17 protein-coding genes and 2 pseudogenes are annotated in these 19,980 nt (G+C 69.6%); 14 read left to right on the top strand and 5 right to left on the bottom strand.

The features are described from left to right. The first annotated feature begins 249 nt into the window (after positions 1–249). From AB0E07_RS34115 to AB0E07_RS34100, 4 genes are all read left to right on the top strand, one after another. On the top strand, positions 250–1,053 hold the full coding sequence (locus AB0E07_RS34115) for an alpha/beta fold hydrolase (protein WP_362260787.1): 804 nt from the start codon (positions 250–252) through the stop codon (positions 1,051–1,053). 58 nt (positions 1,054–1,111) lie between these two features. Beyond that, positions 1,112–1,843: a nuclear transport factor 2 family protein gene (locus tag AB0E07_RS34110; protein ID WP_362260785.1), complete on the top strand. Its 732-nt coding sequence runs from the start codon at positions 1,112–1,114 to the stop codon at positions 1,841–1,843. A gap of 83 nt (positions 1,844–1,926) precedes the next feature. Next, positions 1,927–2,775, top strand: a complete 849-nt coding sequence (locus AB0E07_RS34105; protein ID WP_015662482.1) for an alpha/beta hydrolase — start codon at positions 1,927–1,929, stop codon at positions 2,773–2,775. After that, positions 2,775–3,608 (top strand): alpha/beta hydrolase, encoded by an 834-nt coding sequence (locus tag AB0E07_RS34100; RefSeq protein WP_362260783.1) that lies wholly within the window; start codon positions 2,775–2,777, stop codon positions 3,606–3,608. Before AB0E07_RS34105 ends, AB0E07_RS34100 begins: the two co-directional genes overlap by 1 nt. A gap of 18 nt (positions 3,609–3,626) precedes the next feature. Here the strand turns inward: AB0E07_RS34100 and AB0E07_RS34095 are convergent, their stop codons facing one another. After that, positions 3,627–4,220: a TetR/AcrR family transcriptional regulator gene (locus AB0E07_RS34095; protein ID WP_362260781.1), complete on the bottom strand. Its 594-nt coding sequence runs from the start codon at positions 4,218–4,220 to the stop codon at positions 3,627–3,629. 125 nt (positions 4,221–4,345) lie between these two features. On the opposite strand from AB0E07_RS34095, the gene AB0E07_RS34090 reads away from it, so the two are divergent. The 4 genes and pseudogenes from AB0E07_RS34090 (at position 4,346) to AB0E07_RS34075 (ending at position 7,672) form a co-directional block, all read left to right on the top strand. Further along, positions 4,346–5,125, top strand: a complete 780-nt coding sequence (locus AB0E07_RS34090) for a 3-oxoacyl-ACP reductase family protein (protein WP_362260779.1) — start codon at positions 4,346–4,348, stop codon at positions 5,123–5,125. A gap of 78 nt (positions 5,126–5,203) precedes the next feature. After that, positions 5,204–5,821, top strand: a pseudogene (locus AB0E07_RS34085) (NAD(P)-binding domain-containing protein); the annotation flags it as partial. Position 5,822: 1 nt separating this feature from the next. After that, a complete protein-coding gene (locus AB0E07_RS34080; protein ID WP_362260778.1) occupies positions 5,823–6,728 on the top strand; it encodes a nitroreductase/quinone reductase family protein in 906 nt (301 codons plus the stop codon). After that, positions 6,728–7,672 carry an NADP-dependent oxidoreductase gene (locus AB0E07_RS34075; RefSeq protein ID WP_362260776.1) on the top strand — a complete coding sequence of 315 codons (945 nt, stop codon included), beginning with the start codon at positions 6,728–6,730 and terminating at the stop codon, positions 7,670–7,672. Before AB0E07_RS34080 ends, AB0E07_RS34075 begins: the two co-directional genes overlap by 1 nt. A 6-nt stretch (positions 7,673–7,678) precedes the next feature. Here the strand turns inward: AB0E07_RS34075 and AB0E07_RS34070 are convergent, their stop codons facing one another. Beyond that, positions 7,679–10,552, bottom strand: a complete 2,874-nt coding sequence (locus AB0E07_RS34070; RefSeq protein ID WP_362260774.1) for an AAA family ATPase — start codon at positions 10,550–10,552, stop codon at positions 7,679–7,681. 389 nt (positions 10,553–10,941) lie between these two features. Between AB0E07_RS34070 and AB0E07_RS34065 the strand changes: the two genes are divergently transcribed. From AB0E07_RS34065 to AB0E07_RS34050, 4 genes and pseudogenes are all read left to right on the top strand, one after another. Then, positions 10,942–11,532 (top strand): hypothetical protein, encoded by a 591-nt coding sequence (locus tag AB0E07_RS34065; protein WP_362260773.1) that lies wholly within the window; start codon positions 10,942–10,944, stop codon positions 11,530–11,532. A 152-nt stretch (positions 11,533–11,684) separates the two neighbouring features. Then, complete coding sequence (locus tag AB0E07_RS34060; protein ID WP_362260771.1) at positions 11,685–12,305, top strand: methyltransferase domain-containing protein; 621 nt, start codon at positions 11,685–11,687, stop codon at positions 12,303–12,305. A gap of 499 nt (positions 12,306–12,804) precedes the next feature. Next, entirely contained in the window at positions 12,805–14,427 is a 1,623-nt protein-coding gene (locus tag AB0E07_RS34055; protein WP_362260769.1) for an alpha/beta fold hydrolase, read from the top strand. Positions 14,428–14,475: 48 nt separating this feature from the next. Continuing rightward, positions 14,476–14,925, top strand: a pseudogene (locus AB0E07_RS34050) (alpha/beta hydrolase); the annotation flags it as partial. 10 nt (positions 14,926–14,935) lie between these two features. On the opposite strand, the gene AB0E07_RS34045 reads toward AB0E07_RS34050, so the two are convergent. Together AB0E07_RS34045 and AB0E07_RS34040 are read right to left on the bottom strand one after the other, a co-directional pair. Further along, positions 14,936–15,085 carry a hypothetical protein gene (locus AB0E07_RS34045; protein WP_362260767.1) on the bottom strand — a complete coding sequence of 50 codons (150 nt, stop codon included), beginning with the start codon at positions 15,083–15,085 and terminating at the stop codon, positions 14,936–14,938. Positions 15,086–15,194: 109 nt separating this feature from the next. Then, positions 15,195–15,890 carry an ISAs1 family transposase gene (locus AB0E07_RS34040; RefSeq protein WP_362260765.1) on the bottom strand — a complete coding sequence of 232 codons (696 nt, stop codon included), beginning with the start codon at positions 15,888–15,890 and terminating at the stop codon, positions 15,195–15,197. 320 nt (positions 15,891–16,210) lie between these two features. Between AB0E07_RS34040 and istA the strand changes: the two genes are divergently transcribed. Next, positions 16,211–17,629 carry an IS21 family transposase gene (gene istA, locus AB0E07_RS34035; protein WP_362260763.1) on the top strand — a complete coding sequence of 473 codons (1,419 nt, stop codon included), beginning with the start codon at positions 16,211–16,213 and terminating at the stop codon, positions 17,627–17,629. A gap of 455 nt (positions 17,630–18,084) precedes the next feature. Here istA and AB0E07_RS34030 read toward each other — a convergent pair whose 3' ends face one another. After that, positions 18,085–18,744, bottom strand: coding sequence for an ATP-binding protein (locus AB0E07_RS34030; protein WP_362260853.1), 660 nt, complete (start codon positions 18,742–18,744; stop codon positions 18,085–18,087). A 540-nt stretch (positions 18,745–19,284) separates the two neighbouring features. Between AB0E07_RS34030 and AB0E07_RS34025 the strand changes: the two genes are divergently transcribed. Further along, positions 19,285–19,482: a DUF4265 domain-containing protein gene (locus AB0E07_RS34025; protein ID WP_362260761.1), complete on the top strand. Its 198-nt coding sequence runs from the start codon at positions 19,285–19,287 to the stop codon at positions 19,480–19,482. The last annotated feature ends 498 nt before the right edge of the window (positions 19,483–19,980 follow it).

The raw sequence follows: 19,980 nt of genomic DNA, 5'->3' as shown, positions 1-19,980 counted from the left end.
GAAGGGGGTGTGCCGTCCGGCGTTCACGGTCTGACCAGGCCAGAGTCCGCGCCGAACGTAGCCCTTGGGGCATGGCTGTACGGGAGAACCAGTCACGTGACAGACGCGTGCCGGCCGCTGCCCGCAGCACGCTGTGGGGACCCGTTCCGAGCGGCGGGCCCGGGCCAACCGGTCTCTGACGCCGCGCGGGGCGATGACTCTGGTCCCCCGGGGAGGATTCCCGGTTCTGATGATGAGGAGGGCCCGGCAATGACCCCCAGGTCTGTGCCCGTGGTGCTGATCCACGGTCTGTGGATCCACCCGGCGAGTTGGCAAAGCTGGATCGAGCTGTTGGAGGAGGCCGGCTACGACCCGATCGCGCCGGGCTGGCCCGGCGTCGGCGAGACGCCGGAGGAGACGCGGGCGCATCCGGCGGCCACGGCTGGCTATGGGATCACGGACATCGCCGACCATTACGCCCGGATCATCGCCGACCTGCCGGTGAAGCCAATGGTGATCGGGCACTCGTTCGGCGGTCTCATCGCCCAGAACCTCCTGGGCCGCGAGCTGGTCGCGGCGGCGGTCGCCATCGACCCCGCCCCGATCAGGGGTGTGAAGCCGGTGCCGGTGTCGACGCTGCGGTCGACGTTCGTGGCGCTGGGCAACCCGGGCAACCGCTCCAAGGCCGTGTCACTGAACGCCCGGCAGTTTCGGTACGCGTTCGGCAACGCCCTGCCCGCCGACGAGTCGGACGACCTCTACGCCCGCTGGGCCATCCCCGGTCCGGCCCGCCCGCTGTTCGAGGCGGCGTTCGCCAACTTCAGCCCCTCCTCGCCCGCGCGGGTCGCCACCCACAACAACGCCCGGGGCCCGCTGCTGCTGATCTCCGGGGGCAAGGACCACATCGTGCCGCCCTCGGTCGTCCGGTCCGCAGCCAAGCAGTACCGCCGTTCCTCGGCCGAGACCGAGGTGAGCGCGTTCCCCGACCGCGGGCACTCCCTGACCCTCGACCACGGGTGGCGCGAGGTCGCCGAGGCCGCCGTGGCCTGGCTCGACAAGAACCGGCCCGCCTGACCAACCCCCGGCACGCGGACTCCTACACCGCTACGGAACAGAACGAGGAGATGAAGACGTGCCTGCAGCCAGTACCAGTCTGCCGACGGCACCGGCGGTGATCGGGCATCGTTTCCTGGCCGTCCTGGACACCCTGCGCGTGGAACTTCACTTCGAGGCGGCCGACCGGCTGACCTTCACCGTCACCGACGGCGGCGGCATCGGCGAGACCGGCCGCACCGAGACCGTCGACACGCACATGGTGCAGATCCGGCCCGGCCTCTTCCTCAACTCCTGGCGAGAGACCAGCGGCGCTGTCATCAACCACGTCGAGGACTTCACAAGCGGCGCCCTGCACTCCAACATCGCCCTGCCCGACGGCACCCTCATCCGCTTGAGCGGCACCCTCACGTCTCTGGGCGAGTTGCCCCTCCCGCTCCCGGGCACCCCGGAGGCCAACAAGCAGACCGTACTGACGGCCATGCACGAACTGTTCGAACAGGGCGACCTCACCGCGCTGGACCGCTACTGGGCCGAACCCTACGTCCAGCACAATCCCAACCTGCCGAACGGTCTGGACGCCCTGCGCACGACGGTGCCGACCTTGAAGAACTTCAGCTGGACGCCCCACCGGATCGTCGCCACCGATGACCTCGTCATCGCCCACAGCCGTGTCCTCGGCTGGGACAGCGAGCCCGTGATCATCGCTGACATCTTCCGTCTGGACGGCGGACGCATCGTCGAACACTGGGACGTCATCCAGCCCGAGACGCCCGCCGGGCAGTCCGTCAACGGCAACCCCATGGTCTGACCCACCCACAGCGCCCCGGCCTGTGCTCCTGCGTCCCAACTGCCCTGATTTCCTGCTGCTCTTGCCCTTCGGAGGCTCCTTCCATGACGTCTTCCTCTCCCTCGCGCCGTTCGGCGCTGGCGTTCGCGGCCGCGGTGACGGCCGGCACCGTGACGGCCCTCACCCCGCTGGCCCAGGCTGCGGCCGAGACCCGGTCCGGCTCGGGCGGCACGAGACCGACCGTCGTGCTGGTTCACGGCGCGTGGGCGGACGCGGCCGGCTGGAGCACGGCGGTAGGTCACCTGCAGGAAGCCGGGTACCCGGTGATCGCCCCCGCCGTCCCGCTGAGAGGGCTCTCCTCGGACGCCGCCTACCTCGCCAAGCTGCTGGAGGTCACGCCGGGCCCGCTGGTGCTGGTCGGCCACTCCTACGGCGGCGCCGTCATCACCCAGGCCGCCGCCGGCAACGACCGCGTGCAGGCCCTGGTGTACGTGGCGGCCTTCATCCCCGACGCCGGAGAGAGCGCAGCCGCGCTGGCGGCGAAGTTCCCCGGCTCGCACCTGAGCGACGACCCGGCCGCCCCGATCCCGACCGCCCTTCAGCCGGTGCCCTACGACGGCGGCATCGACCTGTACCTCAAGGCCGCCAAGTTCCGCGACGTCTTCCTCAGCAATCGGCTGTCGACGCAGCGGGCCGCAGTACTCGCGGCCACCCAGCGTCCGGCGAGCACGATCGCGCTGGGCGAGCCGACGCAGGCCGCGGCCTGGAAGACGGTGCCGTCCTACGCGCTCGTCGCCCGCGCGGACCGCACCATCCCGCCGGCCGCAGAACGCTTCATGGCCCAGCGTGCCGGTGCGCACACCGTGGAGGCCGACGCCCCGCACGCCGTCCACCTCACCCACCCCGAGACCGTCGTCCGGCTCATCCGCCGTGCAGTGAAGGAGACCAGCTGATGCCGTACATCACCGTTGGCCAGGAAAACAGCGCACCCATCGAGCTGTACTACGAGGACCACGGCAGCGGTCAGCCGGTCGTCCTGATCCACGGCTACCCGCTGGACGGCCACTCCTGGGAGAAGCAGCTGCCCGCGCTGCTGGGCGCCGGGCACCGGGTCATCACCTACGACCGCCGCGGCTTTGGCCGCTCCTCCCAGCCCGCCACCGGCTACGACTACGACACCTTCGCCTCCGACCTCGACCTGCTGCTGACCACCCTTGACCTCACCGACGCCGTACTGGTCGGCTTCTCCATGGGCACCGGCGAGGTCGGCCGCTACCTGGGCACCTACGGCTCGCGGCGGATCGCCAAGGCCGTCTTCCTGGCCTCTTTGGAGCCGTTCCTGCTCAAGACCGACGACAACCCCACGGGCGTCGACCAAGAAGTCTTCGACGGCATCCTGGAGGCGGTCACCACCGACCGCTACGCCTACTTCACCGGCTTCTTCCAGGCGTTCTACAACCTCGACGTCACGCTCGGCGAACGGATCAGCAACGAGGCGGTCAGGGCGAGCTGGTCGGTGGCGGCCGGCTCGTCGGCCGGCGCGTCGGTGGCGTGCGTGCCGACCTGGCTGACCGACTTCCGTGCCGACGTGGCCCGTATCGACGTCCCCGCGCTGATCGTGCACGGCACCGCCGACCGGATCCTGCCCGTCGACGCGACCGGCCGTCCCTTCCACGCGCTGCTGCCGTCGGCGGAGTACGTGGAGATCGAGGGCGCGCCGCACGGGCTGCTGTGGACCCACACGGCGGAGGTCAACGCGGCGCTGCTGGCCTTCCTCGCCAAGTAGCAGCCCATGTGGCAGGGGTCAGTCGGCGGGCCAGGCGGCGAGGGCCTGGTCGGCGACGCGGTGCAGGTCCTCGCGGCTGGCGCCGCCGGTGGCCTGCACCGAGATGCCCTGGCCCACCGCGGTCAGGTAGCGGGCCAGACCATCGGCGTCGGCCGATTCCGGCAGGTCCCCCTCGCGCTGCGCGCGCTCGAACCGCTCGCGCAGGGCTGCGACGCCGGACTCACGGCGGGCGGCGAGATCGGCGCGGGCCGGCTCGCCCTCGGGCCCGCACGCGAGGGCGGACTGCACCAGCAGACAGCCGCGCGGGCAGCCGGGGGTGGTGTAGGCATCCGCGCAGCCGTGCAGCATCGTCTCGGCGACCTGGCGGGCTGTCGGCTGGGTGAGGGCTTCGGCGACGAACGCGCCCGGGCCTTCGAGGTAGCGGTCGACGGCCTTGCGGAACAGTTCCTCCTTGTTGCCGTAGGCGGCGTAGATGCTGCGCCGGTTGATGCCCATGGTCTCGGTCAGCTCGTTCAGCGAGGCGCCCTCGTAGCCCTCGGCCCAGAACAGACGCATCGCCTTGTCGAGGGCCACGTCGGCGTCGAAGGAGCGGGGCCGTCCTGTCCTGGCCATCTGAGCCTCCCGTAAAGAAGTCCGCTGCCGCGGAATGGATCCGTCGTGGCCCGTGTTGCAGCCACCACGACATAGTAACCGAACGGTTCGGAATTACGGATGTCGCTGAGACGGAGAACAACACCATGACCACGCAGACCGTGGACCACGCCGCAACAACCTCGGACAAGCCGCTCACCGGGAAGGCCGCGCTGGTGACCGGCGGATCACGCGGTATTGGCGCCGCGATCGTGCGCCGGCTCGCCTCCGACGGCGCCGCCGTCGCCTTCACCTACTCCAGCGCCAAGGACCAGGCGGAGGCCCTGGCCGAGGAAATCGGCGTGGCTGGCGGGCGTGCGCTCGCGATCCAGGCCGACAGCGCGGACGAGGAGGCCGTACGCGCCGCGATCACCGAGACGGTCCAGCACCTGGGAGCCCTGGACATCCTTGTGAACAACGCGGGCGTCGCCCACGTCGCCCCGATCGAGGACTTCCCGCTGACCGAGTTCGACCGCATGATCGCGGTCAATGTCCGTGGCGTCTTCACCGCGATCCAGGCCGCCGCAGCGCACCTTGGCCAGGGCGGGCGGATCATCACCATCGGCAGCATCAACGCCGACCGCATCCCGGTGCCGGGCATCGGCGTCTACTCCCTGACCAAGGCCGCCGTGGCCGGTCTCACCCGGGGCCTGGCCCGCGAGCTCGGCCCGCGCGGCATCACCGTCAACACCGTGCAGCCCGGCCCCACCGAGACCGACATGAACCCCGACTCGGGCCCGTTCGCCGAGTCCATGAAGCAGCTGATGCCGGTCGGCCACTACGCCCAGCCCGCCGACATCGCCAGCGCCGTCGCCTACCTCGCCCGCCCCGAAGCCCGGTTCATCACCGGCACCAGCTGGGACGTCGACGGCGGCTTCGCCGTCTGACCACGACCGGAAGCAGCCGGGCGGGGCCTCCCCCGACCCCGCCCGGCCCGCCGCCCGTCCACCACACCCCCTTCAGTACAGGAGCCCGCCATGCCCATCGGAATCATCGGCGCCGGAGCCATCGGAACCGCCCTAGGCGAACGCCTCGTCGCCGCCGGAGAGCAGGTCCTCATCAGCAACAGCCGCGGACCCGACTCCCTGCAACACCTCGTCGCCGCGGCGGGCCCCGGCCTGACCGCTACCACCGTCAAGGAAGCCGCGGCTGAGGACATCGTCGTCCTCGCCGTCCCCTGGCGGCGGCTGAAGGACGCGGTCGCCGCCACCGGTCTCGACGACTGGAGCGGCCGCATTGTCATCGACACCACCAACCCGCTCGGCCCGCCCGACTTCAAGGTCGCCGACCTCGGCGGCCGCACCTCCAGCGAGGTCGTCGCCGATCTCGTCCCCGGCGCGAAGCTGGTCAAGGCGTTCAACACTCTGCCGCCGCACGTCCTGGGCGCGAACCCCCGTACCCCGGCCGGACGCCGGGTGATCTTCCTGTCCGGCGACGACGCCGGCGCCAACGACCGCATCACGCGCCTGATCGAGCGCGCCGGCTGGGCCGCCGTAGACCTCGGCCGCCTAGCCACCGGCGGCCGCCTCCAGCAATTCCCCGGCGGCCCCCTGCCCACCCTCAGCCTGCTAAAGGAGAACTGACGTGACGGGACGTTTCTGGTTCCTGGGCGGTACCGTCGACGTGAAACTCGCAGGCCACGCCACTGAGGGCCGGGCGGCGCAGCTGGAGTTCCACGACGCGGAGCATCAGTCGCCCCCGCTGCACGTGCACACGCATGAGGACGAACTCTGGGCCGTCCTCGACGGCGAGATCACCTTCTTCGTCGGCGATGAGCAGTACGACCTGAGCGCGGGCGAGGTCGCCTTCGGGCCGCGCGGCGTCCCGCACAGCTACGTGGTGCGCAGCCCCACCTCCCGCATGCTCGTCACCTTCGCCCCGGCCGGGATCGAGGAGTGGTTCACCCGCAACGGCACCCCGGTCGCCACGGCCGCCGAACTGCCTCCGCCCTTCGACCTCGATGCCGCCATCACCACCGCGGGCGAGTACGGCCTGAAGGTGGTCGGCCCGCCCCCGGTCCGCACCCCCAGGGCCAGCGACGCCGTCCCCAGCGGCACCGCCGCCCCCGAGGAGCTGCGCGCCTGGAACCTGGGAATCCAGGCGGAGTTCCGGGCGAACGGCGGCCAGGTCGGCGGCGTCTTCAAAGGCGCCGACCTGGCTTTGCTGACCACCACCGGCGCCAAATCGGGCAAGGACACCACCACCCCCATCACCTACTTCCGCGACGGGGAGCGAATTCTGCTCATCGCCTCCAACTTCGGGCGTGCCAAGCACCCGGCCTGGTTCCACAACGTGCGCGCCAACCCCCTCGCCACCCTGGAGATCGGCACCGAGACCCTCACCGCCCGCGCCACCATCACCGAAGGCGACGAACGGCACCGGCTGTTCACCCAGGTCGTGGCGCAGCAGCCGGGCTACGCCGAGTACCAAAAGCACATCGACCGGGTGATCCCGGTGGTCGCGTTCGAGGTTGTGGAGAGGCGATCCTGATGGGAAAGGCGGTGCGGTTCAGCCGGTACGGCGGGCCGGACGTGCTGGACGTCGTCGAGGTCGACGAACCCGTACCCGGGCGCGGGGAAGTGGTGGTGGCCGTCGAGACGGCTGCGATAAACCCCGGTGAAATCGGCATCCGCGAGGGCGTCTTCGCCGATCTGTGGCCCGCCCAGTTCCCCGAGGGGCAGGGAAACGACTACGCCGGCGTCATCCACGCGGTCGGCGCCGAGGTGAACGGGTTCCGGCCGGGAGATCAGGTGATGGGCTTCGCACCGCGCGCCGCGCAGGCGGAGTTCGTCCGCACGAAGCCGGAGCGGCTGGCCCGTAAACCCCCCGAACTGGACTGGGCACCGGCCGCGGTCATCCCCGGCGTCGGCGCCACGGCGTACGCGGAAGTCGAAGCACTCGACCTGTCGCAGACCGAGACCCTGGTCGTGTCCGCCGGTGCCGGAGGCGTCGGCTCGATCGCCGTCCAACTCGCCCGCCGCCGCGGCGCAACCGTCCTGGCCACCGGGAGCCGGAACAGTTTCGACTTCCTCACGTCACTCGGCGCCGTCCCCGTCGAGTACGGCGACGGGCTCGCCGACCGCATCCGCGCAGCAACCTCGAAGCCCGTGACCGCCTACCTCGACCACATCGGCCGGGGCAACGTGGCCGCGGCTCTCACCCTGGGCGTAGCACCGTCCCGGATCAACACTCTCGCCGACGGGGCGGCCGTCACCCGCCACGGTGTCCGCGCCGTCGGACAGGCCGAGGCCGACTTCCCCAGCGTCTGGGAGTACTTGGCGCGGCTGGCGGCGACGGGCGAGATCGCCTTCCCGATCAACGCGGTCTATGCGCTGGAGGACGTCCGCGCGGCCTACACCAGGCTCGCCGAGCGGCATACCCACGGAAAGATCGTCCTGGCGGTGGGCAAGATGGTGCGGCCCACCGCTCCCTGACCCTTCTCAATCGGCGGAGTCCGGCGGCAGCACGTCGCGCAGCTGTCCCCGGGCCGTGATCCCCAGCTTGGGAAAGATCCGGTACAGGTGGAAACCGACCGTGCGCGGGGACAGGAAGACCCGTTCACCGATCTCCCGGTTGGTGAGCCCCTCGGCCGCCAGCCGGGCAATCTGCAGCTGCTGGGGAGTGAGCTCCGCGAGCACCGCGTCACGGGCCGACTGGGGCGTCGTGGCCACACCCGACGCCCGCAGTTCGGCCAGGGCACGGTCGGCCCACGGCCGCGCCCCGAGCCGCTCGAACACCTCCCCGGCCGCCGCAAGCAGCGGCCGGGCCTCGATGGACCGCCGCCTGCGCCGCAGCCATTCGGCATAGTCGAGCCGGGCCTGGGCCCGCTCGAAGGGCCACTGATCGCCCGCCGGATCGGCAAGCGCCGCACGAAAATGCGCCTCCGCGTCGTCCGGGCGGGCCGGATCGGCGAGCAGGGCCGATGCCCGGTGCCAGATCGTCTCCAGGCGTGGCGAGCGTTCCCCGCCGGCCGCCCACCGCCGAACCGACTCCAGGACAGCCCGGGCGTCTTCGATCTGCCCGGCGCGTACGGCCGCCGCGGCCAGGTCGGCGAGATAGTGCAGGGAAGCGTGGTAGTGAACCGGCTCGGGACTCCGCCCTGGGGTGAAGGTGGCGCGCAGGTGCCGGTACGCGGCGCCGAAGTCACCGTCGGCGAGTCCGGCCGCGCCCAGCGCGTAGTTCATCCGCACCTGCAAGGACAGACATGTCGTCAGATCCACGCCCTCGACGGCCCGCCGGACGGCGACCCGCACCGCGTTACCCTCGCCGCGCAGGGCCGCCAGCGTGGCGCCCAGCACAGGAGCCGCCGCGACCACGTTCTCCAACCCGGCCTCGGCAGCGGTGCGGTACGCCTCGTCCACGGTGGCCAGCGCCTCGGTCCAGGCTCCGCTCTCGTACTGGGCATAGGCCAGGGCCTGGGCGACGGTGGCGTTCGCGCCGGCGGTGGGCGAGCGGCGCAGGTGGTCGAGAGCGGCCGACAGCAGTCGCACGGCCGTACTCGTCTCGTCCAGAACCCAGGCCGCGGCCCCCGCGTTCACCAGACGCGACAGTTGCAGATCGCGCGCCAGCCCGTCCTCCGGGCACGGCACCGGACCGCCCCAGATTCCGTCGAGCTCGCGGCGGACCCGGGCACGCTGTCCCTGGGGATCGCAGCCGGCCAGGATCCACATACGGTCCGTCTCGTCCCGCTGCGGGGAGACCAGCGAGGCGATGCGCAGCACCTCGTCGCGATGCGCACGCTCGCCCGAGTTGTAGGCGGGGGTCGTAGCGGTGGCCAGTGCGTCGAGTGCCAGAACCGGGTTCTTCTCGGTACTGGCCTGCGCGACGGGCAGCAGGAAGCCGAGTGAGTCCGCGAAGCGCGTGGTCACCGCCAGCGCCCAGCCCGCTCTGAGCGATGCCTCCGCGAGCAGGGCCGGATCGTCGGTCGCCGCCAGCGCCCGGGCGCAGATGTCACCCACCCAATGGGGATGGCCCGCATACATGGCCATGGCCGCCGCCCGGACCAGGCGCACGGCCTGCTGCCCCGGCTCGGGGCTGAGCTGGGCGGCGCGTTCCAGCGCGGTGGCGGCGGCCGCGTATCCGCCGCGGCGCTGGGCCCGCTCGGCACTGGCCTCCAGCTCTTGGGCGACGGGCTCGTCCACACCGGTCGCGGCCGCCGCGTGGTGCCAGGCACGGCGATCGGGATCCCCCGCCAGCACCTGCGCGAGCGCCTGGTGGGCGGCCCGGCGCTCACCGGAGGAGGCAGCCTGGTACACGGCCGACCGGACCAGTGGGTGCCGGAAGCGGATCTGCCCGTCAGTGATGCGCACGAGTCCTGCGCGTTCCGCCGCACCCCAGTCGTCGGCAGTCGCGGAGAGCGCGGCGGCCGCCTCCTCGACCGTGGACAGCTCGGCGGTTCCGGCCGCCGCGGCCACCAGCAGCAGGCTTTTCGTGGCTTCGGGAAGCACGGGCAGGTCGAGGGCGAAGATCGCTTCCAGCCGGTCGGTCAGGGGGAGAGACTGCTCCCCACTGCGCCGGGCGGACTCCGGGTCGCGGGCGGCGGCCCGGCACAGTTCGACGAGGGCCAGCGGATTGCCCGCTGCGAGTTCGAGAATGCGCGAGCGGACCCGGCCGATCGGTGCCTGCGGCTGCAGATCGAGCAACGCTCCGGAGGCCGCACGGTCGAGGGGCTCGACCGCCAGCCGTGCCATCTCGCGCAGGAACTGCGGGGGCAGCCTCTCGTCCCGCGCGGCGGCCAGGACTGCAACGGGCTCCCCCTCCAACCGCCGCGCGACGAAGGCCAGCACGTCCAGCGTGCCAACATCCAGCCAATGTGCATCGTCGACGACGATCAGCAGCGGTTGCTCGGCCGCGGCTTCGGAGAACAGGCTCAGGACGCCGAGCGCGGCGACCAGCGGATCCTGCGGTAGTTCGGCACCACCCGGCGAAGCCGAGGCGTCGTACGCCACGTCAAGACCGAATGTCCCCAACAAGGCGGCCCGTTGACGTACCGGGAGCAACGAGGCAAGCGTCAGGATCGGGCGCAGCAGCTGATGCAGCCCGGCATAGGACAGTCCGGACTCGCCCTCGCTGCCGCGACAGCGCAGCACACGGACGCCCGCCCCTGCCGCGTGTTCGGCGGCCGAATCGAGCAGAAGGCTCTTGCCCAACCCGGGCGCACCCGTCACGAGAAGGGCTTGCGGCCCTTCCGCGTCCAGGGCGCCGCCACGGGCACGCCGTACGAGGCGTGTCAGCTTGCCCCACTCCTGCTCCCTACCGATGAGACGGCGAACCTCGCCGTCACGCGCCGCACCGGCTTCCCCCTCGTGCTCCACCTGCTGCCGTCGTCCTTCCGTATCCGAGATGATCAGGTATATGCCCCTGGCTCACAGTAAGCGGCAGCAGGCGGCTACGAAGCCCAAACGGCCTGTACACGGGCAGGCTTGGGTGCGGAAGCTCCTGTGGCGTCCGGGGTCGGTTACATACGGCAGGCCGCTCCGGTAGACAGCAGTGAGTCCATCCGCTCGGGCGCCTTCCGCCCGTAGAGTCTTCTCTGGCCCCCGAGTTCGGCGAGACGTGATGTCCGCCACTGGCAGCAGCTGGGAAAGGGACACTATGGCATGCCGTAACGCGACACGCACCAGAAGCTCAGCCCTGGTGTAAAGCGACACGACCTGCGGGGGACACAGTCTTTGCCGAAACAAACCTGCTGAGGTCCCTTTCCATGAGCGCGACCGTCTTCGGGGTGGTGCTGGGCCTCGGCGCACTGGGCGCGGCCGCCGGAGCGCTCACCGCACCGGCGTTAGCCCGCCAGCACGGCCCGGGACCGATGATACTGACCGCCCTCGCCATCACCCCGCTGACCCAGCTCCCGCTGCTGCTCGCCTCCCCCGGCCTTGCCTGGCAGATCACCATCGCAACGGCACTCTTCCTGCAGCTCGCCTGCGCCAGTGCTGCGGGCACCACCCAGCGATCCATCCGCCAGATCGTCACCACGGCCGCAATGCAGGCACGGATGCAAGCGGTGAGCACCTGGCTGACGTCCGGCGCCCGGCCCGTCGCCGCGCTCCTCGCCGGCGCACTGGGCACATGGATCGGTGTCCGGCCCGCCCTGACCACGGGCACCCTCCTGCTGTTCGTCCCACTCATCGTCCTCGCCCGCTCCCCCATCCGCGCCCTGTCGCAGATGCCGGACCCACCCGCCGCCGCTGTGCCCTCACCGCCCGCATCCCGAACATCGCATCCGCCCGTGCGCACTCCAGCGCGCACGGACAACGCACGGCACGACCCCTCACACGGAGGCAATCCGCCATGACCGAGGTACCGAAGCCAGCGACGACGCCCGCTGCCGCACCCCCCGACCCTCAGGAGTGCACCGTGCTGCCCCACCCCCCTGAGCCCGCCGCGCCCCGCTTTCCACCGCAAGCCGTAGGCGAACCCTGCGCAGCGACGGCCGGGCGGGCGGCGATGGTCGCCCGGCTCGAGGAGAGCGGAGAGCTCGGCCCCGGACCGGTGCGTGAGGCCCTGCTCGCGCTCCCCCGCCAAATCCTGATGCCCCAGGCATACGTGCGGCGCAGCGCCCCAGACGAGATGCCGCCGCACTGGGAGCTGCTGGACTTCTCCCGTCCAGCCGACCGGGAGGAACTACTGGAGCGCCTTCACAGCGGGGGCCTGATGACCGCCATGTCAAGCACGATGACCCTGACCGCAGACCTGCTGCAGCAACTGGACCTGCGGCCCGGCCAGCGGGTGCTGGATGTGGGGACCGGCGCCGGGGTGACTGCGTCCGCGGCCTGCTTCGTGTGCGGCAACAAAGGCGTCGTCACCCTCGGCATCGACCCGCACCTCACCGCGGCCGCCCGCGAACGGCTGTCCGCCCTCGGCTACCAGCCGGCTGTGGTGACCCGCGATGGCACCACCGGGTGCGCCGCCGCCGGCCCGTACGACAGGATCATCCTCTCCTTCGCCGTCCGCCACGTGCCGCAGACCCTGGTCGACCAACTGGCACCGGGAGGACTCGCGCTGATGACACTCGGAACATCGTCACCGTCATGGCCGGGCCTGACCAAGGGGTATGTACCGGTGTGACCAGACTGCAGTGGGCGCACATCGTGAACCGCGCCGCAGATATCGTCGCCAGCCACGACGAAGTCGGCGGCTGCACTCTCCGCCAGGCGCACTACAGGCTCGTCTCGGCGCGCCTGGTCCCGCACACTGCGCCAACGTACCGGCGTCTATCGGCGCGTCTTGCCCAGGCCCGCCGGGAAGAGCGGTTCCCTGACCTCATCGACCCGTTGCGCGAGGTCCACCTCCACCGCAGCCCCCACCAACTGCGCACACGCCTTCGCCTCCTACGACCTGCCCTCCCGGCGCAGACGCAACCTCGCAGCGTAGATGCCCCTCGCCGTCCTCAGCGAGGTCATCGGCATCTCCGTTGGAACGGCCACCGGCTGGGCCGCCGCCGCGGGCGCCCCCGCGCGCAGTACGCCGCCGAACTCAGCCGCCCTTCGAAGAGCAGAGCCCAGGGTCGGATGCTTGCAGCGACACTCTCGAAGAACGGGGGCCACCACGTGAGTGAATAGGGGACATGCTCTTCGACTTCACACACGACCACGACGACGAACGACTCAGCGGTGTGTATGGAGGTGATCCCGCCGGGGGCACCGCCGTCGTGCTGCATGGCGCAGGTACCAGCAACACGGAGCGACTACTGCCGCTGGTTCGGGAGCTCGTGGCCCACGGCTGCCGAGGAATCGCCTTCGACTTCTCCGGACACGGCGAAAGCACCGGCAACCTGAGCGAGTTAAGCCTGCGGCGACGGTTCGAGCAGGCCGTCGCGGTGATCGACGCATACGCACCAGCACACGGGCCGCTGGTCCTGGTGGGATTCAGCATGAGTGGGCAGACGGTGGCGGATCTTGTCCGGCACTATGGGGATCGGGTGACCGCCCTGGGGCTGTGTGCACCCGCCGTGTACACGGCCGAAGCATGGGACGTGCCCTTCGGGGACGGGAACGGTCGGTTCAGCGGGATCATCCGGCGGCCGGACAGCTGGCGGGAAGCGCCCGCGCTTGAGGTGCTGCGGGCGTACGAGGGCCGGGCGGTGCTCGCCGTGCCGGGCACAGACGCGGTGATCCCACCCGCGGTGACCGAGGCAGTACAGGACGCGCTGGCCGCGCGCGCCCAGTACACGCGGTTCGACCTACCGGACGCCCATCACCAGCTGGGGCTTTGGTTCCGCGAGCACGGCGACGACCGGAGGCAGTTCGTTGAGGCGGTGCTGAGCGGCCTCAACGACCGTGGCTGGACGGCGACGCGTGGGTGGGTGGCCAAGCAGCTCGGCCACGGCCGCACCATCGTTGACTCCCACCTGCTGTCCGGCGGCTATAGCTCCCAGATGCGGCGGCTCACGCTCGACGACGGCACGGCCCTGGTGCAACGCACCTTCGTGAAGCCCTTCTTCCGCTACCACGGGTCCGGACTGCTCGCCCGTGAGGCGTCCGTCCTGGGGCTGCTCGCCGGGCAGAAAGGCATCCCGGCGCCCGGTCTCGTCGCCGTGGACGCCACGGCCGAACACTGCGACCACCCGACCCTGGTGATGTCCGCGCTGCCGGGCCGCGTCCGCGTGGACGAGGACGACCTCGACCGGCGCCTTGACCTGCTCGCGGACCAGCTCGTCCGCATCCACGACGTCGTACCGACCGAAAGACCGCGCACATACCAGGCGTGGACCACCCCGGAACGCGTCCGCACCCCGGACGGCCCCCTGTGGGAGCGGGCCGTGGATGTGATCCGCCGCGACCCACCGCCGTACGACGGCTGCTTCCTGCACCGCGACTTCCACCCCGGGAACGTGCTCTTCACGGGAGCGGGGCCGGGGCTGCGGATCAGCGGTGTCGTGGACTGGGTCGAGACCTCGTGGGGACCCGCCGACCTGGACGTGGCGCACTGCTCGACCGCACTCGCGCTGCTGCACGGGCCGGCGTACGGGCTGGACTTCGGCGAGCGGTACGAGGCACACGGCGGCCGCGACCTCGCCGACGACGCCGGCCACCTGTACTGGCGGCTGCTCGACGCCCTGCACTACTGCCCCGACGCGGCGAAGCTGGCCGGGCCGTGGCGTGACCTGGGACGGGACGATCTGACGTCCGGGGTGCTGGGAGAACGGCTGGAGGCATACGTGGACGGACTGCTGCAACGATACGGCTGACCGGCCCTGAATCACTCGTCTGACACCGACCCCGAGGAGGCGCGCGCATTGGCCGCCGTGGTGCTCGTTCATGGCCTGTATCACCGTCCCGAACATTTCGCCCTGGTGGCAGAACGCCTACGGACCGCAGGAACCGAGGTCCTCGTTCCCGAGCTTCACCGGGGCTCATTGTCGGCTGACACAGCCGCAGTCCAGGCTGTCATCGACTCGCTACCTGAGCCTCCCACTGTGGTCGGTCACTCTTACGGAGGGTCAGTTATCACCGGGGTGCGCGGGGTGGGGCACCTGGTCTATCTGGCGGCCTTCGTGCCAGATGGCGGCGAGAGCGCGGCCGGTCTGGGTGGCGCGTCCCCGCAGCTCCAGGACGCGATCAAGCCTGAGCCCGACGGCTCGACCAGCCTGCACCCCGACCGGGCTGCCGACACCCTTTACGGCGGCTGTCCCGAACCTCTCGCCGCCTGGGCGGTTGGTCTCCTGCGTGCGCTTGCCCCCGGCTGCCAGGGCTTGATCAAGTTCCGTTGAGGTCGGGCTTGTAGGTGATGCCCAGGATGGGGAGGGCTCGTTCGGGTTGGTCGCGGATGGTGCGGGTGGTCTTCGCGATGTTGGTCGCTCCGAGGGTCCTGAGGGCTCCGATCGCGAGGTTGCGGAGGGTGGCCATGACGCGGGGTGCGTTGCTGGCGTGGACGGTGGAGGCGTCTTCGGCGACGGTGCGGTCGCGGATGTGGTGCTGGCAGGGTCTTTGAGAAGTGATCTTGTGTCCGGGTTCGTCATGCCAGGCCGAGGGCGGTGAGGGGCCGCAGGTGGTTTCGGGAGGTGTGGCGGAGGGCGGCTGCGATGTTGGTGTGGCCGTCCTGGCGGTGGACGCCGATGGCGAGGTTGCGCAGGCCGGCCATGACGCGGGGTAGGTGGCGGGTGCGGATGTGCGAGGCGTCCTCGTGGAAGGTGCGGTCGCGGACGTGGTGCAGCTGGTTTTCGATGCGCCAGTGGCCGCGGATCCAGGCCGCGAGTTCTTGGCCGTCGGCCGCGCCGGGCGGCAGGCTCGTGACCAGGTAGATCCGTTCGATCGTCAGCTTGCCTGTGCCCATGTCCCGTCTCCAGCGCACGACTTGGAGTGCCTGGCGTGCGTGGGGATAGTCGATGTGGGCGAAGGCGGCGGTCTTCAGGCGGCGGATCTCGTCGCGGTGGTGAGCCCGGGTGCGGTCGACGTGGTCGAGGCGGATGTCGCTCCAGGGAAGGCGGCGGACCCGCTCGTGCAGTCCGGGGTGGTTCCGCTTGATGACGGCCAGATAGTGAGCCCCGCGTTCGTACAGGTAGGAGGCGTGATCGCGCTGGGTGTGCAGGGCGTCGGCGGTGATCACGGCACCGGTCAGGTCGATGCCGTCCAGGAGCGGGACGAAAGCCGGGATCTCGTTGCTTTTCCTGTCGATCTGTCGTTGGGCGAGGACCTGGCCGCTGTGGGTCATGGCGGCGATGAGTGTCGACGGTCAAACAATTCCCCACCATCTGCGTGATCGGCGTCAGCCAATTCCCCACCCCTGTGGGCACGACTCCCCATGGGGACGCTGACCGTCGATGGTGCCGCTGAACACGCTCGAACTAGCATGATATTCCCTGTTTCGGGTGGTTTGAGAAGTTTTTAGATCTTCCTTGCGAATCGGTCGGGTTCCCCATGGGCATGCCGGTGCCCGGGTTGAGGGTCCTGGCCTCTCGGAGCCGTCGAGGTCCCTCGATCTGCGAGCCGAGAGGCCGACGGACGCACCGGATGGCAAGGAGAACATTCACTGTGGTCGACATCGTCGAGATCTACGTGCACTGGTACGCGGGCCGGTCCAAGAGCCAGGTGTCCGCCTCGTTGGGGGTGGACCGCAAGACGATCAGGAAGTACCTGGCGCCGGCGGAGGCGGCCGGGATCACTCCGGGAGGGCCGCCGATGAGTGAGGTGGACTGGGCCAAGCTGCTCAAGAGCTGGTTCCCGGAGCTGGCCAGCCGGAGGCTGAACCAGGTGCGGTGGGCAGAAATCGAGGCGCACCGGGACTACGTCAAGGGCCTGCTGGAGACCACGACGGTCACCACGATCCATCAACGCCTCTGGGACGAGGGCAAGTTGAAGGTGTCGCTGTCGACGTTCCGCCGCTGGGTGCATGAGAACCTGCCTGAGGAGGCGGCCCGCTCGAAGGTCACGGTGCTGCGGGAGAACGTCGAGCCGGGCTCGGAGGCCCAGATCGACTACGGCTTCCTGGGGCAGTGGATCAACCCGGCCACCGGGAAACGCCACCGGATCTGGGCGTTCGTAATGGTGCTGCCCGCCTCGCGGCACATGTTCGTCCGCCCGGTGGCGCACATGGACCAGCACGCCTGGACCGAAGCGCACGCGGAAGCGTTCCGCTTCTTCGGCGGCGTCCCGCAGCGCCTGGTGCCGGACAACCTCAAGACCGGGGTCGACAAACCGGACCTCTACGACCCGCAGATCAACAAGTCGTACGCCGAACTCGCTACCTACTACGGCACGTTGGTGGACCCGGCCCGTGCTGCGAAGCCAAAGGACAAACCGCGGGTCGAGCGGCCCATGCCCTATGTCCGAGACTCGTTCTGGAGCGGGCGGACGTTCACCTCACTGGAGCACATGCAGGCCGAGGCCCTGACCTGGGCGATGAACGTGGCAGGTCAGCGGCAGTGCCGCCCGCTGGACGGCGCGAAGCCGCTGTCGGTGTTCGAAGCGGTGGAGGCCGAGGCCCTGCTTCCGCTGCCGGCCGAGCCGTTCGTACTGGCCAGGTGGTCGAAGGCGACGGTCGGCCCGGACATCCACATCAAGGTCGGCCGCACCCTCTACTCGGTGCCCTGGAAGCTGATCGGACGCCGCGTCGACGTCCGCTCCACCGCCATGACGGTGCAGGTATTCCACGAAGGCGAGCTGGTCAAGACCCACGCCGCCCTTGAACAGGGCAAACGCACCGACAAGAACGACTACCCGCCCGAGAAGATCGCGTTCCAGATGCGGACCCCGATCTGGTGCCGCGGCCAGGCATCCCAGGTCGGCGACGCCTGCCGGGAGGTGATCGACCAACTGCTGGAGGTCAACGCCCTCTACCGGCTCCGCGCCGCCCAAGGGGTCCTGGATCCGAGAGCGTGCGTGGGGCCCGCCGACCGTCAGGTCGGCGGGCCCCGGTGGGTGGTGAGGGTCAGGCTCGTCGCAGCGGAGTGACGTCCGGGGGCACCGTCATCGGGATGGATGGGCGGGCGGCCTCGGGGGTCGCCAAGAGAGCGACGATGGTGACCGGTTGATCGCAATGCGGGCAATTGCGAGTGGCCGTCGGAGGGAGTTCGGGAGTCGCCGGCGGCCTGGCCGATGCCGGTCGAGGGGTGCGGGGCGGCACTGTTTCGCCGAGTCGCGCGGCACGTGCTTCGTCACGTTCCCTTTCGCGTTGGATTTCCGCTTGTGTCCGGCAGACAGGCGAACAGTAAATGCGGCGAACGGAGGGGTGGGTCGTGAACTCGCCTTCGCAGACGGGGCAGGTTCTGACGTGTAGTTTCACTTCTCCTTTCTGGTGGCTGGCGCGGCAGGCGGGTGCGCAGAACATCTGGCGGCTTCCGGATTCCCGGGTGAATTCCTCACCGCAGGTCGGGCAGGTCTTTCGTTCTTCGGTGGCCTGTTGCTGCTCAGGAGACACGGGCATTCACCCCAGCTCGCAGTGCTTCGGCCTGGTTCCGATGGCCTCGTAGTCTGTAGGACGGGCCGTCGATTCCGGCGACAGCAGCTCTGTGCAGAAGGCGGTCGAGCATTGCTGCGGCGACTGTGGCGTCTCCGAAAGCACCTGCCCAGTCGGCGATGCCGACATTTGTCGTGAGGATGGTGCTCGACTTCAGGTATCTCTGATTGATCACCTGGAAGAGCGCGGAGGCACCGTCCTCGGGCAGGGGTAGGTAGCCCAGTTCGTCGATGATCAGGAGTTTGGGTCCGGCGAAGAATCGCATGCACGTTTTCCAGCGGCCTTCGAGGGCTGCCTTGTGGCATTTGGCGGCCAGTTCGGCTGCGGTGGTGAAGTAGACGCGGTGGCCGGCGTCGACCGCGGCTCTGCCCAGGGCGACCGAGAGCATGGTTTTGCCGACTCCGGGAGGACCGACGAACAAGACGTTCCATCCGGTCGAACCGCCAGCGCCTGGCGGTGCCTCCCAACTTTCTGATGACCTGGTCCAGGCCCTGAACGAGATGCGGGAAGTCTTCCGACTCCGCAAGAACAGCCCGCCAACGGCCCGAGTGCGCCAGGGCTCCGACCAGCAGGTGAGCCTGGTGGCCAACTCCCCAATCTGCCGGAGCATCTGGAAGTTCCAGCCAGTCGAACTGAATCTCCTCACCCGGAGGATGGGAAATCACAGCGACATCACGTCCGGACGATCGCTTGCAGGGCTCACAATGAGGCCGCACCTGATGCCTTCGAAGGGCCCGGGTGAACGTCGAGTAAGCCCCCTCGTAGCCCAGCTGCTTGACCTCGTCGTAAAGCGTCGAAGCCCATAGGTGAGGATCGTCGGTCAGCCGCTGGCGACAGTACTCAAGAAAAGGAACCAAGGCGTCCGGAGATTGTTGCCGATGCCCGGGAACACGCTCGCCATTCAGATATGAACGGATCGTCTTTCGGTCACGGCCAAGATGTCGAGCAATCGCCGAGATAGTCCATCCCTGACGACGCAGAGCGTGAGCGTCCACGTCCTCCTCCTGCGTGAGCATCGCGGCCCCCAGGCCGAACTCGTAGCTCTCGCAGGCTCTCCCCGACGATCCGCCCGCATCCCGACACGCCGACCAAGATCACACAATGGGTGGGGAGATCGACTGAGCAGGTTTGTCCCAGCTCAGAGCAGGGGGTGGGGAAGTTCAAAGATCCCTATCAGGGCGAGGGCATCGAGCAGTTCCGGATGGTCGCGCTGGACATCCCGCCGGAAGCAGACATCCAGCGGATCCGCAAGCTGTTGGAACACGGCGACGAGAAGGGTTGGTGGCACTGGGAAGAGGGATGTGTCACTGCCGCCTGGAGAGCCAGTGCAGGCACTGCGGACGATTGAGCGCCGCCTTGACTGCTCGCGTCAGCAACCAGACGCGAGAGGGTGGGGAATTGTCTGGCGTTTGACATGGGGAATTGGCTGACCGTCGACACCGGTGTCGGCGTAGCTGATCGCCCAGTCCATGCCGTCTTCCCCGCCGACGCGGGGGTTCCGTCGCCGGGCTGGGCCCTGTGGCCGAAGCACAGGTCTTCCCCGCCGACGCGGGGGTGTTCCGGCCCGCGACAAGCTCACCGCGGACGTCAATGACGTCTTCACCACCGACGCAGGGGTGTTCCGTGGCTCAGTTCCAGGCTTACCGATGGCACCTAACACAGGGCCCCGCCCCTCGTCATCTCGGCAACCTTCCAGGTCACTGCCCTGGACACAGCCTGGGGTGCAGGGTGCTCCCCCCTTCAAGCATGTCTGTCAACGGCCATGTCGTTCTCCCCGTAGTGTGAAGTCCCACGAGAAGTTGGACAGTCTGTACCGGACTGATGCTTGACGGTCCCGCGAGATTTC

The organism is Streptomyces sp. NPDC048002, from assembly GCF_040653275.1.
Classification (GTDB): domain Bacteria; phylum Actinomycetota; class Actinomycetes; order Streptomycetales; family Streptomycetaceae; genus Streptomyces.
Note: the sequence above shows the minus strand (reverse complement) of the source record. Positions and strands in the feature narration are given on the sequence as shown.

Coding starts and splice junctions, on each gene's coding strand:
- AB0E07_RS34045 (WP_362260767.1), bottom strand. CDS start 15,085: ATGGCCACCCTCCGCAACCTCGCGATCGGAGCCCTCAGGACCCTCGGA.
- AB0E07_RS34040 (WP_362260765.1), bottom strand. CDS start 15,890: ATGACCCACAGCGGCCAGGTCCTCGCCCAACGACAGATCGACAGGAAA.
- AB0E07_RS34075 (WP_362260776.1), top strand. CDS start 6,728: ATGGGAAAGGCGGTGCGGTTCAGCCGGTACGGCGGGCCGGACGTGCTG.
- AB0E07_RS34030 (WP_362260853.1), bottom strand. CDS start 18,744: ATGCTCCGGCAGATTGGGGAGTTGGCCACCAGGCTCACCTGCTGGTCG.
- AB0E07_RS34060 (WP_362260771.1), top strand. CDS start 11,685: ATGGTCGCCCGGCTCGAGGAGAGCGGAGAGCTCGGCCCCGGACCGGTG.
- AB0E07_RS34095 (WP_362260781.1), bottom strand. CDS start 4,220: ATGGCCAGGACAGGACGGCCCCGCTCCTTCGACGCCGACGTGGCCCTC.
- AB0E07_RS34100 (WP_362260783.1), top strand. CDS start 2,775: ATGCCGTACATCACCGTTGGCCAGGAAAACAGCGCACCCATCGAGCTG.
- AB0E07_RS34055 (WP_362260769.1), top strand. CDS start 12,805: ATGCTCTTCGACTTCACACACGACCACGACGACGAACGACTCAGCGGT.
- AB0E07_RS34105 (WP_015662482.1), top strand. CDS start 1,927: ATGACGTCTTCCTCTCCCTCGCGCCGTTCGGCGCTGGCGTTCGCGGCC.
- AB0E07_RS34115 (WP_362260787.1), top strand. CDS start 250: ATGACCCCCAGGTCTGTGCCCGTGGTGCTGATCCACGGTCTGTGGATC.
- AB0E07_RS34090 (WP_362260779.1), top strand. CDS start 4,346: ATGACCACGCAGACCGTGGACCACGCCGCAACAACCTCGGACAAGCCG.
- AB0E07_RS34065 (WP_362260773.1), top strand. CDS start 10,942: ATGAGCGCGACCGTCTTCGGGGTGGTGCTGGGCCTCGGCGCACTGGGC.